This is a genomic window from Sporacetigenium mesophilum DSM 16796 (assembly GCF_059569055.1).
Window position 1 is genome coordinate 55,301 of record NZ_JCANUR010000014.1, and the last position, 16,225, is coordinate 71,525.

The window sequence follows — 16,225 nt, forward strand, 5'->3', positions numbered from 1 at the left end:
TATTTTAGCTAACAAGTAAGGCGGTGTATATATGAGCTATGACAAAGTTGTAATAAGAAAGATGCTCAAAGATTTAGAAGAATTAGGCGAAAAGAAATTTTTCAAGGAAATTATGAAAGAATTTAATATAAACAAAAAGATAATGCTATACTATTCAAAAAATAGATATATCCCAGTGGCCACCCTTCCAAGATTTAATTTGATAGTTAGCTCTAAGAGGGGATTTATATCATTTTATTACAACTTTTATGCCTTTATGCATATGAGAGGAACGATATTGCCTTTGGTTAAAGATACAATGATCTTTGTAGCTAGGTGTGTATTGTCTCATGAAATAGGGCATATACTCGACGAAGGTCTTCCTCAAAATAGGAAAGACCACAGCAGTCTAATAGTAAACCTTACAGAAAAAATAATACATCACAATATAGATATACAAAACGAAACTGAGTCTAAAACTCAACTTCCTATTGAAGTAGATAATATAATTATTCAACTAAAAAGAAATTTAATAGAACGAGAAACAAAAGCTTGGGATATTGGTAAACAAATAATAAAATTCAATAATAACAATGAAGAAAAGTTATTTTATAAAATGAAAGAGTATGCCCTTGCCACTTATAACTACGGTGACTTAGCTACAATAGTTCGTGACAACAATCTAGAAACTACTATAAAATTCAAAAAATTACTTCAAGGATTATAATTAAATATAGAGGTTTGTCTTAGGATTTAGTTTTTGCTAAATCCTCTTTTAATTACCTAAATATTCTTATAGCCTTATAACCATCGCTTAAGCGGCCTCCTAACTTTCCAACCCAACTTGGATAAATAATAGGAATAATAGTTAATAAAAACAAAAATATATTATAAATAGCTGAAAAAACAAGTAATTTACTTATTATTTCGTATACTATTAAGTTGCTTAAAATAAAAGATATAATTCCTATTAATAAAGATGTTAAGGGGCCTCCTATACAAATCATCATAATTTGTGACTTTTTTATGTTTTTAGCATTGTAACAAACAAAACCTGTGAAAGGTTCAAAACTTCTTATACTTATTGATAGCTTATTTATTTTCAATTTTTTGTTCAGCCTTTTGTTACCTAATACCATTTTAACTTTGTCATCGCTAAATATAACAGCAGGAATTGCATGGCCTAGTTCATGAAAAGCAGTTGCAAGTTGTATTATTAAAATTCCAAATGTAATAAATAAAATAAGATTCAATACAGTTCCCCCCGACATTTAATCCTATATTGTTATTTATGCATTAGTTTTACAATTTATGATAGAAATCAAAAGCCACACTGGATTTTTCAGTATGGCTTTCAATTATTTATTAATTTTTCTATTTTATCTTTATCAAAACCTGTTATTATTTCATCTCCTACAATTATTAACGGAATGGACATATACCCCATTGTCATCAATTTCTTCATTGCTTGAGAATTTTCTGATATATTGTACTCGATATAATCTATATTATTTTGGGTAAAGAAGTCCTTTGCCATATTGCAGTATTTACAAGTATTACTTGTATATATCTCTACTTTAGTCATGTTTATACCACCTATAATTTGTATTATTTTATCTTCATTCATATATTTTATATTAAATATATACCTATATTCTCATAGTTAAAACAGGTTTAAAGTAAAATACTTTAGTTTAATTAACATATTTTCCCCTTTGACATAAAATTAAAATCTAAATAATATATAGATATATAATAAATACGAGGAGATTGACATGTTATTTTTTAATACTTTACTTTTAATCCTTTCTGGAATAATTATTGTAAATTTTTTTGCTTTAGGGGTAACCTCACTATTACTAAATATAACATTTAGTAATTTATTTCCTAAAATTAGAAAGTCTATTTATTTAGGTGATATTCATTTTGTAAACAAATTAATAGAAGCTTTAAATGAATAAGTTCTAGATTAATTTCTAGAACTTATTTTACCTGGAAAGATTTTGAATCTTTTTTATTACTGCTTCAACATTTCCAAATACGCTGTTTGCAATTTCTCTTAACATTTGTTCATCATTATTTATATACCAATTTTTATCTTGTTCATCATAAGTTAATATTATATTTACTTCATTTTCATATTTCTTAATCCTAGAATCATTTATCTTTGGTATTACTACATTTGCTATTTTACTTGCATTTTCATCTATTGTTTTTCCATTTAATATTATACTTCCTATTTCGAATGTGGATCTATTAAATACTGACTCCATACTAGGCGACTTTATTCTTGTTGTTACAGTAGCAATTTTATCTTCTACTTTACTAGATATTATCTCATATTCTAGTTTGGATGTCTGGGCTTTTAATATAGGCTTAAATCCATTTGGAATATTATTTTCATATTCTTCTATTACTTTTGTTGTATCTCCTTTTACATAATATTGTAATGCATCTTTATACTCTCCAGCTTTTACTTGTGATAAAAATGAATTAACACTTTGCTCTGCTTTAGTCATATTTGCTTGATCATTAGTTTTTTGTTGGTCTGTACATCCAACTGCCCCTATCATTAGTGTAATTAATATTAATACTAAAATTTTTAACTTCATAATACACCTCCTTAAAATTTTATATATGTATTATAACCAATTTTTTCAAATATAAATTTTTTCAAAAAAAAGTTCTAGGTATTTAACCTAGAACTTTTCTATTTCTTCCATTAATTGCTCTACTAATTTATCGCCCTTTATTTTTTTCACTATTTCACCTTTTTTAAATAAAAGACCTTCTCCTGTTCCACCTGCAATGCCTATATCTGCTTCTCTAGCTTCTCCAGGACCATTTACCGCACATCCCATTATAGCTACAGTTAAGTTTTTATCCATTTTGCCTATTTTTTGTTCTACTTCATTTACAATATTTATTAAGTTTATATTACATCTTCCACAAGTAGGACAAGATACTATTTTTATTCTATCATTTAATAAATCCAAACTTCTAAGTATTTCTTTACCTACAAATATCTCTTCCCTAGGATCTCCAGTTAAAGACACTCTTATTGTGTCTCCTATTCCCTTCATAAGTAAATTACCTATACCTATAGATGACTTTATAGTTCCTCTTTTTACACTTCCAGATTCAGTTATGCCTACATGAAGAGGATAATCAACTTTTTTAGATATTAATTCATAAGCTTCTACAGTTTTGAATACATCTGAAGATTTTAATGATATAACAGTATTTCCAAAATCTAAATCTTCAAGTATTTTAACATGATTTAGTGCACTTTCAACTATAGCCTGTGGTGTATTACCGTATTTCTCAAGTAATTCCTTTTCTAAAGATCCACCGTTTACACCTATTCTTATTTTTAGGTTTCTTTCTCTACACTTTTCAACTACCATTTTAACTCTATCTATATCACCTATATTTCCAGGATTTATTCTAACCCCATCTACACCTTGTTTTATAGATTCAAGTGCTAATCTATAATCAAAATGTATATCACATATAAGTGGTATATTTATTTGCTTTTTTATATCTCCAAGTTTTTGTGCAGCTTCCATATCAGGAACAGCGACTCTTACTAAGTCGCATCCTACTTCCTCTAATCCTTTTATTTGTGATACTGTAGATACTACATCTCTTGTATCACTTGTAGTCATAGATTGAACAGTTATTGGATTGTCTCCACCTATTTTTATATCTCCAACAGTAACAACCCTAGTCTTTTTTCTCTCGTACATTAAATTCACCTTCTATTTATTAAAAAGTTTTATTACATCTCTATAAGTAACAAATAACATTAATGCCATAAGAGCTGCGAATCCTAAGAAGTTTATCATTCCTTCTCTTTCTTGATTTAGTTTTTTGCCACCTCTTATAGCTTCTATAGCTAAAAATAACAATCTTCCTCCATCTAAAGCTGGTATTGGAAGTAAGTTCATTAAAGCTAAGTTTAAACTTATTAAAGCTGTTAGGGATAATACATCCATAAAGCCTGATCTTGTAGCATCTCCAACAACACTTATTATTCCAACAGGACCTGATATACTTTCTGCAGCTCCACTTGGAAGATTTCCTGAAACTAACTGCACTAAAAGTGTAATCATTTGACCTAATATATTTACTGTTGTTTTTATTGAATTAACAAATGCTCCACCTATATTTTTTTCAAGTTTAGGGCTTATGCCTAACTGATAATCACCTTTTTCATTTTTAGGAGTAACTTTAATATTTTGTACCTTATTATCTCTTTGAACTTTTATGTCTAAAGTATTTCCTTTTGATGAATCTATTGTATTTGTTATTTGATTCCAATCTTTTATTTCATTTCCATTTATCTCCGTTATAGTGTCTCCTGATAATATACCAGCTTGCTGTGCAGGACTTCCTCCAACAACTTTATCTATTGTAGTACTTGGACTTCCTATATATATAAATATAGGGATAAATACTAAAATAGCTAATATTAAATTCATAAATGGACCAGCAAATATTATACTTGCCCTTTGCCCTATACTTTTTTTGTTAAAGCTTTTAGGGTCATTAGATTCTTCATCTTCTCCTTCCATTCTTATAAATCCTCCAAATGGAAGTAATCTTATAGAGTATTCTGTTTCTCTTTTGATGCTAAATAACTTAGGGCCCATACCTATAGCAAATTCATGTACTCTAACTCCATGATGTTTGGCAACTATAAAGTGTCCAAACTCATGTACCAAAACTATAAAACCAAATACTAATAACGCTACTATAATAGTCATATTTTCACCTTCCTATTTAAGACAATCTTTAATAAACTCTCTACTCCAGTTATCTATATATAGTATTTCATCTAAATTTGGATTAGATATTGTCGGGTGTTTTTCTAAAGCCTTCTCTATATAATATGGTATGTCATAGAATCCTATTTTATCCTCTAAAAATTCATTTACCAATACTTCATTTGCTGCATTTAAAACAGTAGTATAAGTACCTCCAGCATTTAATGAATCATAGGCTAATTTCAAACAAGGGAAAGTATCTAAATCTGGTTTTTCAAAAGTTAATGATGATAAAGTAGAAAAATCTAATCTTTCAAAATTACTATGTATTCTACCTGGATAAGTCAATGCATATTGAATTGGTAATTTCATATCTGGATTACCTAGTTGCGCTATTATTGAACTATCTATAAACTGAACCGCTGAATGTATTATACTTTGAGGATGAACAACAACATCTATATCATTTACATTAACGTCAAATAGCCACTTTGCTTCTATTACCTCAAGGCCTTTATTCATTAAAGTAGATGAATCTATAGTTATTTTTCTACCCATAGTCCAATTAGGATGTTTTAGAGCTTGATTTTTTGTTATATCCAAAAGCTCATTTTTTCTCTTACCCCTAAAAGGTCCCCCTGAAGCAGTAAGTATAAGTTTTTCTACTTGTTTTGTATTCTCTCCGTTCAAGCATTGAAATATAGCTGAGTGTTCGCTATCTACAGGAAGTATTGATACATTATTTTTCTTAGCTTCACTCATAATTATTTGCCCTGCTGTAACCAAAGTTTCTTTGTTTGCAAGTGCTATAGTTATACCTTTTTTTATTGCCTCCATAGTTGGAATAAGACCTATCATACCAACTATTGCAGTAAGTAATACATCTATATCATCAAGTGATGATATAACTTTTAGCCCATCCATTCCAGATAAAACTTCTATATTTATATCATTTGGTATCATATTTTTTAATTCTATTGCCCTTTGTTCATTATAAACTGCAACAACTCTAGGTCTAAATTCTTTTATCTGTTCTAATAGTAAATTTATATTGTTATTAGCACCTAATGCCACTACTTTAAATTTCTCAGGATTTTCTCTTACTACATCTAGAGTTTGAGTTCCTATTGAACCAGTTGATCCTAATACTGATATTTTTTTCATAAACTTCATCCCTTCTTATGACTGTCACATTTAAATGTATTATATATAATTAAAGCTTCAGTTAAACTGAAGCTACTATTGTATAAATAATTTTAATGCATAATAAACAAAAGGCGCTGTAAATATAACGCTATCAAATCTATCTAATATACCTCCATGGCCAGGTATTAATTTTCCATAGTCTTTTATTCCTATATATCTTTTTATTGAGGAAGCAAATAGATCCCCTACTTGTGCAACTATACTTCCTATGCTCCCAATTATTATCATATGTACTAAATCTAAATTAAATAAGTATCCAAATATAACACAAGATATAGTACTTCCTAGAATTCCGCCTATACTACCTTCTATAGTCTTCTTTGGACTTACTTGAGGTATTAACTTATGCTTACCAAAGAAATACCCTGAAAAATAAGCACAAGTGTCTGTCATAAAAGCTAGAATAAATATAACCCAAACATATATCTTTCCTAATTCAAAATTATCCACTGTAAGTATTATGTGGTCTAAAAACACAGCTATGTATATAATACCAAAATAAGTTATAGCAAATTCAATTATATTGAATTTATTGTACATCATAAATATTGCCCCTATTAAAAATAAGGCAAATGAAAATAATAATGTATATTCTATTGGAAATTTAAATACATTTTTAAAAAACATATATATAGTAAAAACATACCCTATATTTTCAATACATTTAATATTTTTCAGTTTAAAAGCTTTATAAAATTCATTTAATCCTATGATAACTATTATAAATTCCATTACATAAAGAGGCATTCCACCGTATATCAAAATTAATAATAATGGTACTAAAGCTAATGCGGCAAGTGTTCTTACAAGCATAAATAATCTCCTTACTTAAGTCCTCCAAATCGCCTATCTCTGTTTTGATATGTATATATTGCCTTTCTTAACTCTTCTTTTGAAAAATCAGGCCAATATACATCTGTGAAATAAAATTCAGAATAAGCCATCTCCCACAATAAGAAGTTACTTATTCTTTGTTCTCCACTAGTTCTTATTATTAAGTCTGGATCTGGTATGGACTTTGTACTTAAATAATTTGCAATTAATTCTTCCCCTATATCTTCTATACTTATTTTACCATTTTTATAATTTTTTGCTATATCTATTATAGCATTTTTTATATCATTTCTACTTCCATAATTTAGTGCTAAATTTAAAGTTAATCCTTTATTATCCTTTGTTAATTCTATAGATTCATTTAATGCATCTACAGCTTTTTGTGGAAGTTGCGATATATCTCCTATAGTATTTATTCTCACATTATTTTGGTGGAGTTCTCTTACTTCTTTAGATAAATATGTAACTAACAAACCCATAAGTGCTTCAACTTCAACTTTTGGTCTTTTCCAGTTTTCAGTTGAAAATGCATATAGCGTTAAATGTTTAACCCCCAATGTAGAACATTCTTTAACTACATCTCTTATAGCTTCAACTCCCGCCTTATGCCCTATTGTTCTTGGTAAAAACCTTTGCTTTGCCCATCTCCCATTTCCGTCCATTATTATAGCTATATGAGTTGGGATATTATTAAAATCTATGTTATATTTACTGATGTTATTCATACTTTGGTCCTCCGATAAAATATTTTTCTGACTCCTAATTTAAGGAGTCAGAAAAATATGTGACAATAATCTCTAACTTATCCCCACATTCTTTTATATTGATTACTCTAGGCACTATCAATTTATCTTTATCTTTAAAACCTATTGTTTCTTTAACTTCATATCTTATATTTTTTAAGTCAAGTGTTGACTTAACTTCATCTATATTAAGACCTAGTAATTCATAATAACTTTCCATTATACAGTCATTATATCCTTTTCCTTACTAACTAACATTTCTTCAATTGTTTTTTCAAACTTTTTTATAGTTTTATCAACTTCATCTTGTGCTTTCTTTAAATCGTCTTCAGTTATTTCTCCATCTTTTTGCATTTTCTTTAATTTATCGTTAGCATCTCTTCTTTCATTTCTTAAAGCAACTTTAGCTTGCTCAGCCATTTTACCAGCTTGCTTTACTAAACCTTTTCTTCTTTCTTCAGTTAATGCAGGTATAGCTATTCTTATAACTTTACCATCATTTGTTGGATTTAATCCTAAGTCTGATTCTCCTATAGCTCTTTCTATATCTTTAAGAATACCCATATCCCAAGGTTGTATCATTATTGATCTTGGGTCAGGAGATGATACTGCCCCTACTTGATTTATTGGAGTAGGAGTTCCATAGTAATCTATTCTTACTTTATCTAATATTGCAGGGTTTGCTCTACCTGTTCTAAGAGTAGAAAATTCACTTTTTAAAACTCCTATAGTTTTTTCCATTTTTTCTTCCAAATGCTTATGTACCTCTAATTTCATGGTTTACCCTCCTTTTAAAATTTATCTTACAACTGTCCCTATATTTTTACCCATAACTGCATCTAATATATTTTTTGTACTCAACTCAAATACTCTTATAGGTATACTATTGTCCATACATAAAGATGTAGCAGTTGAATCCATAACTTTTAATTCTTTTTGTAATACTTCTATATAGCTTAGCTCGTCAAACTTTTTGGCATCTGGATGCACCTTAGGATCTTTGTCATATACCGCGTCAACATTTTTAGCAAGTAGTATAACTTCAGCTTCCATTTCTGCAGCTCTAAGTGCAGCAGCTGTATCAGTTGAGAAATATGGATTCCCAGTTCCAGCAGCAAATATTACTACTCTTGCCTTTTCTAGATGTCTTACTGCTCTTCTTCTTATATATGGTTCTGCTATTTGTCTCATCTCTATAGCTGTTTGAACTCTAGTTAAAACATCCATATTTTCTAGAGCATCTTGTAATGCCAATGCATTCATAACTGTAGCTAACATACCCATATAATCTGCAGTAGTTCTGTCCATTCCTTCTGATGTTCTTCCTCTCCAGAAGTTTCCTCCACCAACTACAACAGCAACTTCTACACCTATTTCTTGTACTTTTTTTATACCTTCTGCTATTTCGTCGACTATTTCGTTATTTATACCGAATCCTTTATTTCCTGCCAAAGCTTCTCCACTCAACTTTAACAGTACTCTTTTATACATAGGTTTATCCATGAAAAATCCTCCAATCAGACATTTTTAAAAAAGAGAACACAAAGTGTTCTCTTTTTGGTTATTACTTAAGTTGCTTAGCAACTTCTTCTGCAAAGTTTTCTTGTTTCTTTTCTATACCTTCGCCAACTTCAAATCTTTCAACAGATACAACTTTTATTGAAGATCCAACTTTTTTAGCAGTTTCTTCAATTAATTGCTTAACTGTTACATCAGGATTTTTAACAAAAGTTTGTTCTAATAAGCAAACTTCTTTTAATTGTTTTTCTAATCTACCTTTTATCATCTTTTCAACTATTTCAGCTGGTTTTCCTTCATTTAAAGCTTGTTGCTTTAATATTTCAGCTTCATGAGCTATGTATTCTGGATCAACTTCATCTCTTGATACATATTTTGGATTCATAGCAGCAACTTGCATAGCTATATCTTTTCCTAAAGCTAGTACATCAGCATTTCCTAAAGCTTCAGTTTCTAACTCAACTAATACTCCTATTTTTCCTGCGCCATGTATATATCCAGCTACTTGGCCTTTTATAGTTTCCATTTTTCTAAATCTTCTTATGTCTAATTTTTCTCCTATAGTAGCTATTCTATTTTGTAATACATCAGCTAATGGAGCATTGTCATCTATATGTATTTCAGTTAATAATCCTTCTATATTTTCATGCTTAGTGTTTAAAGCTAAGTTAGCAGTATCTTTAACAAGTTTTTTGAAATCTTCATTTTTAGCAACGAAGTCAGTTTCTGAATTTACTTCTACTATAGCAGCTATAGTATTGTCTTCATTCATAACTATATCAACTAAACCTTCAGCAGCTATTCTATCAGATTTTTTAGCAGCTTTAGATAATCCTTTTTCTCTTAATATATCTATAGCTCTTTCCATATCGCCTTCAGCATCTTGTAGAGATTTTTTACAATCCATCATACCTGCGCCTGTTTTTTCTCTTAAATCTTTTACCATTGCAGCAGTTATATTAGCCATTAATAATTACCTCCCTTATATTATTAATGGTAAGGGAAATTATCCCTTACCATAATTATTAGCTATTACTCTTGTACTAATTCTTGCTCTTCTGCCATTTCTGCAATTGCTTGTCTACCTTCTATTATTGCAGTAGCCATAGCGCCAGTTATTAGCTTAACAGCTCTTATAGCATCATCATTACCTGGTATCGCATAATCTAATTCATCTGGATCACAGTTAGTATCAACTATACCTATTACTGGTATACCTAATCTATGAGCTTCTTGAATAGCTATATTTTCTTTTCTTGGATCTACAACGAATAAAGCTCCTGGTAATTCAGGCATGTCCTTTATACCGTCTAAGTATTTTTCTAGCTTTTCTTTTTCAGCTCTTAACTTTATAACTTCTTTCTTTGGAAGAACGTTGAATACTCCATCATCTTCCATTTTTTGTAAGTCTCTAAGTTTCTTTATTCTTGTTTTTATAGTTGTATGGTTAGTTAACATTCCACCTAACCATCTTTCATTTACGTAGTACATTCCGCATCTTTCAGCTTCTTCTCTTATAGCATCTTGAGCTTGTTTTTTAGTTCCAACGAATAGTATTGGCTTTCCAGTTTCAGCTATTTCTTTAGTGAATCTGTAAGCTTCTTCTACTTTTTTAACAGTTTTTTGTAAGTCTATGATGTATATTCCATTTCTCTCAGTGAATATGTACTGAGCCATTTTAGGATTCCATCTTCTTGTTTGATGTCCAAAGTGAACACCAGCTTCTAGTAATTGTTTCATTGATATTACTGCCATTTGCTTAACCTCCTGGTTTTTACCTCCGGCTTGTTCATTTCCCTAAAAAACCACTTCTGGGCACCTTTTTAAAGATCTCAAGGCCGTGTGTATTTTAATTTTTTAACCTATGCTAGTATATCACAGAGATTTTGAAAATACAACATATTTTTACCTGTTTTATAGAAATCATTTACATTTTTTACTCCCTAAATAATTATTTCCTTAATATATAAATGGTATTCATTTTTGATAATAGATTTATAATAAAATAAGTAAACTCTTTATTACTATTGTGCTATAATCTTATTTGATTTTATACAATAACATTAATTTGAAAGGAAATGACAATGTCTCAAAAACTTAATTATAAGAGTACAATATTTTTTATATTTTTTAATATGGCTATTATAGGTTTTATTGAATGTATGAGAGGTGTTTTCGTAGAACAATTTAAGTCTTTATTTAGCGTTACAGATTCTTCTATTGGATTTATGTTTGCTATAGCTACATTAGGATATATAATATCAACTTATGTAGGTGGTATTCTTTGTTCTAGGTTTGGACAAAGAAAGGTTTTTTTATCTTCTATGTTAATAATGTCTGTATCTTATATATTAACAGCATTTGCACCTAATTTTTTACTTTTTACTTTAGCTATATTTATAACTAATATAGGTTCTGGCCTTCAAGCTATATCAGTAAACTCTATTTCTCCTATATTATTTGTAACTTATCAAACCATCCTTATAACTTTAACACATTTTTTCTTTGGTTTTGGAGTTACATTAGGTCAACAGTTTTCAGGTAAAATGGCCGAAAATAATATACATTTTAAATATGTTTATATGGGAGCTTTTTTATTATTTTTACTTTCTTATGTAGTATCTTTAAAATTAAAGTTTCCTGATGTGAACTGTGAAAAGCCAAACTTAAATCCCTTTGATGCATTTAAGAATAAACTCGTAATACTTTTTATACTTGCTCAAGGATTTTATGTATTTTCAGAAGTAGGTTTTAGTAATTGGTTTGCAAATTTTGCTACAAACTCTTATAACTACAGTATATCTACTGCTACTTCATATTTATCTTTATTCTTCTTTATGTTTACATTTGGAAGGCTTATAGGTGGGTTTGTAGTAAATAAATTCGGTATAAAAAAATCAATGACTGTTTCTTTAATATGCGCCACTGTATTATTTTCAAGTGGATATTTATTAAAGTCTGAATTTACTGTACTTATGTCTATATCTGGTTTGTTTTTCTCAATAGTATTTCCTACTACTATAACTATGATAACCAAGGTATTTGATAAAAACACATCTTATACTATGGGGGTAATACTTACCTATGTATCTGCAGTTAATATGAGCTTTAATTATATAGTTGGCATATTTAACGATAGTATAGGAATTTATAATTCTTTTGCTTTAATTCCAATTGCATTACTAGTATCAACTACATTCTATCTCTCTATATTTAGAATTACTAAGAAAATGAATGTAATCTAATAAAAGCCTCATAAGAGGCTTTTATTAGATTATTGCTTTATAAAGGATTTCATTTGTTCATAGTTCATCATTCCAAGTTGGCTACCTTTAACAACCCCTTCTTCATCTATAATATAAGATATAGGTAGTGATATATGAGCATTATATTTTAATGCAACTCTACCGTTAATATCAAATACTATAGGATAATCTACATTATTTTCTTTTAAAAACTTATTTACTGTTTTAATATCTTCGCCTACATCTATTCCTATAACTACTAAATCTTCTTTATTCTCATTATACACCTTATTTAAATCAGGCATTTCTTTAACGCAATAAGGACACCATGTAGCCCAAAAGTTTAACAACACTTTTTTCCCTTTAAAATCTGATAATGTCACATCTTCACCTTTTAAATTTGTAAGTGTAAAATCTGGTGCAGGTTTTCCTATTTCTACTTTATCCATTGCTTTTTCATTATTACTTTCCTTTTGCTCTTTGTTTATAGTATTTTCAGTATTACTAACTTCTTTATTGTCTTTAGCTAAATATATATACCCTAATGTAATTGTTATTATTATTAATACTATCGATATAATTTTTCTAATCATTTTATCCTCCTATACAAATAGTCTACTTATTATAGATAACTTATTAAAAAACACTAGTACCCCAAATAATATAAGTATAACTGCTCCTATTTTATTAATATACACTACAGTTTTTTCATGTTTTAATAAAAATTCGCTAAATTTACTTATTAAAGCAGCAGTTATAATAAAAGGTATACCCATACCTACAGAGTATATAAACAATAAATAAATTCCTTTATATAAAGTAGCAGTTGTTGATACATACACAAGTATTGATCCAAGTATAGCCCCTGCACATGGAGTCCATCCTGCTCCAAATGCCATTCCCATAAAAAGAGCTCCTGTCATTTTAGATGGATCTTTATTAATTTTAAAGTTTATACCTCTTATATTTAACTTAATAACTCCTAACATATTAAGTCCAAATATCATTATTATAATACCTGATAGTTTATAAAGTATGTTTCTATATTTTACAAAAATACTTCCTATAGCGCTAAATGATAATCCCAGCATCATAAATACAATGGTAAATCCCAATACGAATAACAATGTTCTAGTAATTGCTAACACTTTTTTATTTCTTAATTCTTCTTCTAAACTAACTCCAGTCATGTATGTAATATAGGCAGGTATTATAGGAAGTATACAAGGCGAGAAAAAAGATAAAAATCCAGCTCCAAGGGCCAAAGCTACCGTAACATCCATTATGATCATCTCCTTATAACAATTTATATTATTAAATTATACTATGATTATATATACCATTATTATATCTGTATATAACAAAAAACTCATGGACTAGATAGTCCATGAGTTTTAAAAGCGAATCTTATTTGTCAGATTTGTTTACTAGCATTTTCAGACGTACTTTTATAGGAACTTTATCTACAGCATTATCACTTATTATATCAGTTATTCCAAGTAATTCTTTGTCTTTGCCGTAGTATTTTACATATCCTAGTACATCACCTTTTTTAACTGGATAATTTATTTCATTTATTTTAACTTCAGAAGTTATTTGTTCATCTTTGCCCTTTACTGTCCATAATTCATCTCTAGTTTTTAATGTAACTTCTAGTTCATTTAAACCTTTTATATATCTTTTTCCAACTAATTCATTTCTGTCTTCAAGTTTGTATGTTTCAAAATTTGATCTACCATACTTTAACATAGTGGTAGCTGCAGACATTCTTGCATTTTTGTTAGTAGCTCCTAAAGTAACACCTATTAATCTAAAACTTTTTCCATCTTTATTATCATCAGAGACATTCATAGAAAAACATAGGCAATATCCTGCATTCCCAGTATATCCAGTTTTTATGCCATCTACATCAGGATAAATTCTAAGCAATCCATTTGTATTGTTTCTTACAAATCCTCTTTCAGCATTTGAATAAGTATTCATATCTGTTATTGCTACAACTTCTTTTTCATGTTTGTCCATCATGTATTTCCCAAGTGTAGCTATATCTCTAACTGTAGATATGTTTTCTTTTGGTGGCTTTGTAGGTTGACTTAAATCATAAATTGGAAGCCCATGAGGATTTATAAAGTAAGTATTTTTCATTCCTATCTCTTTTGCCTTTTTGTTCATCAGTTTTACAAATGAATCTACATCTCCTGCTATATGTTGTGCTATTGCAACTGCAGCGTCATTTCCTGATACTATCATAAGGCCTCTCATAAGATCTATGAGTTTTACTTCTTCATTTACTTTTAGCTTATAACTTGAACCTCCAACAGAAGCTGCTTTTTGATTTATTTTTACAATATCCTCAGGTTTTACCTTACCAGATTTTATAGATTCTATAGCTACTAAAAAAGTCATCATTTTACTTATACTGGCTAATGGTCTTTTTTCATCTGGGTTTTTTGAGTGTAATACTCTGCCTGTTTGTTGATCTATTAGTATAGATGCTTTACTATACTTATCTATTGTTTCCTCGTTTTTTGCATATGAGGAAAATGGTGTTACTAGAGTCAAAATAAGAACTAAGGTTATTATACTTTTAAGCTTCTTTTTCATGATTTTCACCTTCTATGTCATTAAATTTTTTATATAATAATTTTTTCCTATTAATGACTAATATACTCTAGTAATTATTTACTTAATATTATCTTGACATTTTTTTAATTAACACAGAAGCCCAAGAAGCACCCATCGTAACACCTAAAAATATTTCCATTATAACTAACAACCTTCCAAATATATTTATAGGAACTATATCACCATATCCTACAGTTGCAAATGTAACTATGCTAAAATACCATAACTTTACATAATTTGATATTATTTCACCTATGCTATAGGCATTTAATTTTTTAATATCTAAATTTATTGTTTCATTTTGTGTGGACTCTACTCCAGCAAACATATATAAAAATGCAAATATGCTAATTATAAAAAAAGATATTACAAATACATTCAACGGCTTTTCTCCATACCCTATTGTATATCTAGATGATAAATCAAATATCTTTGTTCTTATATATTCTCCTTTGTCCTCAAAATCACTAGGCTTTATTATTTTTCCACCATAATATCTTTCTTTGTAATAATATATTCCTATTCTATCGTGATCTCCAAGTATATCAGCTTGAATTCTAGCTATTCTATATGCATTTCTTCCATTTAAGTATTCAGTATTATCATATTTTACATACTGAAGTATAAACTTAGTAAATGTAGAAAACCCTATACCATCTAATTTAGGCATATTTTTTATGTCTTTTACTACTAAGTTTTGACCTTTAAATATAGCTTTTTGAAAAGGCATAGTTTTTAAATTTATATCGCTAAATTTTGTTTGATAGTATATGCAATTTCCATCAAATAAAGTTTCTTTAAATGAAACAATATCATTAAATACAGTATTATCAAAATACACATCTCCAATAAATTTATAGTTGTCAAAATAGGCTTTTTGATTGAATACAACTTCAGAAAAATCATATACTATGTCTTCATTATTAATTTCACTTGTATCTAAACTCATTATAAAATCTTCTTCAAATATAAATCCTCTAAAATCAAAAACGTATTTTTCATTTTCTAATTTAGTTATTTCCATATCAGTTTCTAAAAAATCATCTATTTCTCTGTTCATTATTAAACTTTCATCTTCATTTTTATCTGGCTTATGAAATAAACAGTATTCTGAATTACTATATGATTTTCTATTGCATTTTATATTATCGTCTATTGACGAAGTCCATTTACAACTCATTTATAAACCTCCAAACACATAACTTCATATATCTAGTATTATCAGTTAATATATTTGAAATTCATTTTAATATACAATAAAAAATTCGCTGCGCTCATGTCGCCAACGACCTTGAGAAAATGGTCC

The 16,225-nt window shown here is 28.6% G+C and carries 19 protein-coding genes; 2 read left to right on the plus strand and 17 right to left on the minus strand.

Annotated features, from left to right (window positions below; all coding sequences use genetic code 11):
- Nucleotides 1-31 precede the first annotated feature (31 nt).
- The gene (locus BS62_RS11375; protein WP_496491398.1) at nt 32-706 is read left to right on the plus strand and encodes a hypothetical protein; all 675 of its coding nucleotides are present in this window, start codon (nt 32-34) and stop codon (nt 704-706) included.
- A gap of 52 nt (nt 707-758) precedes the next feature.
- Here the strand turns inward: BS62_RS11375 and BS62_RS11380 are convergent, their stop codons facing one another.
- The 13 genes from BS62_RS11380 to rpsB form a co-directional block, all read right to left on the minus strand.
- Nucleotides 759-1,232, minus strand: a complete 474-nt coding sequence (locus BS62_RS11380) for a site-2 protease family protein (RefSeq protein WP_496491399.1) — start codon at nt 1,230-1,232, stop codon at nt 759-761.
- 101 nt (nt 1,233-1,333) lie between these two features.
- Nucleotides 1,334-1,564 (minus strand): glutaredoxin domain-containing protein, encoded by a 231-nt coding sequence (locus tag BS62_RS11385; protein WP_496491400.1) that lies wholly within the window; start codon nt 1,562-1,564, stop codon nt 1,334-1,336.
- A 403-nt stretch (nt 1,565-1,967) separates the two neighbouring features.
- A complete protein-coding gene (locus BS62_RS11390; protein WP_496491401.1) occupies nt 1,968-2,591 on the minus strand; it encodes a hypothetical protein in 624 nt (207 codons plus the stop codon).
- An 87-nt stretch (nt 2,592-2,678) separates the two neighbouring features.
- On the minus strand, nt 2,679-3,728 hold the full coding sequence (gene ispG / locus BS62_RS11395; protein ID WP_496491402.1) for a flavodoxin-dependent (E)-4-hydroxy-3-methylbut-2-enyl-diphosphate synthase: 1,050 nt from the start codon (nt 3,726-3,728) through the stop codon (nt 2,679-2,681).
- 12 nt (nt 3,729-3,740) lie between these two features.
- Entirely contained in the window at nt 3,741-4,748 is a 1,008-nt protein-coding gene (gene rseP, locus BS62_RS11400) for an RIP metalloprotease RseP (protein WP_496491403.1), read from the minus strand.
- A gap of 12 nt (nt 4,749-4,760) precedes the next feature.
- Nucleotides 4,761-5,912: a 1-deoxy-D-xylulose-5-phosphate reductoisomerase gene (locus BS62_RS11405; protein WP_496491404.1), complete on the minus strand. Its 1,152-nt coding sequence runs from the start codon at nt 5,910-5,912 to the stop codon at nt 4,761-4,763.
- A 75-nt stretch (nt 5,913-5,987) separates the two neighbouring features.
- Nucleotides 5,988-6,767 (minus strand): phosphatidate cytidylyltransferase, encoded by a 780-nt coding sequence (locus tag BS62_RS11410; protein ID WP_496491405.1) that lies wholly within the window; start codon nt 6,765-6,767, stop codon nt 5,988-5,990.
- An 11-nt stretch (nt 6,768-6,778) separates the two neighbouring features.
- Entirely contained in the window at nt 6,779-7,513 is a 735-nt protein-coding gene (uppS, locus tag BS62_RS11415) for an undecaprenyl pyrophosphate synthase (RefSeq protein ID WP_496491406.1), read from the minus strand.
- Nucleotides 7,514-7,547: 34 nt separating this feature from the next.
- A complete protein-coding gene (locus BS62_RS11420; RefSeq protein WP_496491407.1) occupies nt 7,548-7,751 on the minus strand; it encodes a hypothetical protein in 204 nt (67 codons plus the stop codon).
- Nucleotides 7,751-8,308: a ribosome recycling factor gene (frr, locus tag BS62_RS11425; protein ID WP_496491408.1), complete on the minus strand. Its 558-nt coding sequence runs from the start codon at nt 8,306-8,308 to the stop codon at nt 7,751-7,753. The genes BS62_RS11420 and frr overlap by 1 nt, the downstream gene beginning before the upstream one ends.
- Before the next feature lie 21 nt (nt 8,309-8,329).
- The gene (pyrH, locus tag BS62_RS11430; protein ID WP_496491409.1) at nt 8,330-9,034 is read right to left on the minus strand and encodes a UMP kinase; all 705 of its coding nucleotides are present in this window, start codon (nt 9,032-9,034) and stop codon (nt 8,330-8,332) included.
- 61 nt (nt 9,035-9,095) lie between these two features.
- On the minus strand, nt 9,096-10,016 hold the full coding sequence (tsf, locus tag BS62_RS11435; protein ID WP_496491410.1) for a translation elongation factor Ts: 921 nt from the start codon (nt 10,014-10,016) through the stop codon (nt 9,096-9,098).
- 65 nt (nt 10,017-10,081) lie between these two features.
- Complete coding sequence (gene rpsB, locus BS62_RS11440; RefSeq protein WP_496491411.1) at nt 10,082-10,804, minus strand: 30S ribosomal protein S2; 723 nt, start codon at nt 10,802-10,804, stop codon at nt 10,082-10,084.
- A 329-nt stretch (nt 10,805-11,133) separates the two neighbouring features.
- Here rpsB and BS62_RS11445 point away from each other — a divergent pair, with 329 nt between their 5' ends.
- Nucleotides 11,134-12,294: an MFS transporter gene (locus BS62_RS11445; protein ID WP_496491412.1), complete on the plus strand. Its 1,161-nt coding sequence runs from the start codon at nt 11,134-11,136 to the stop codon at nt 12,292-12,294.
- Between the two features lie 29 nt (nt 12,295-12,323).
- On the opposite strand, the gene BS62_RS11450 is transcribed toward BS62_RS11445, so the two are convergent.
- From BS62_RS11450 to BS62_RS11465, 4 genes are all read right to left on the minus strand, one after another.
- On the minus strand, nt 12,324-12,887 hold the full coding sequence (locus tag BS62_RS11450; protein WP_496491413.1) for a TlpA family protein disulfide reductase: 564 nt from the start codon (nt 12,885-12,887) through the stop codon (nt 12,324-12,326).
- A 9-nt stretch (nt 12,888-12,896) separates the two neighbouring features.
- Nucleotides 12,897-13,577 (minus strand): cytochrome c biogenesis CcdA family protein, encoded by a 681-nt coding sequence (locus BS62_RS11455; protein ID WP_496491414.1) that lies wholly within the window; start codon nt 13,575-13,577, stop codon nt 12,897-12,899.
- Between the two features lie 124 nt (nt 13,578-13,701).
- Complete coding sequence (locus BS62_RS11460) at nt 13,702-14,898, minus strand: D-alanyl-D-alanine carboxypeptidase family protein (protein WP_496491415.1); 1,197 nt, start codon at nt 14,896-14,898, stop codon at nt 13,702-13,704.
- An 88-nt stretch (nt 14,899-14,986) separates the two neighbouring features.
- Nucleotides 14,987-16,099, minus strand: a complete 1,113-nt coding sequence (locus BS62_RS11465) for a potassium channel family protein (protein WP_496491416.1) — start codon at nt 16,097-16,099, stop codon at nt 14,987-14,989.
- Nucleotides 16,100-16,225 lie beyond the last annotated feature (126 nt).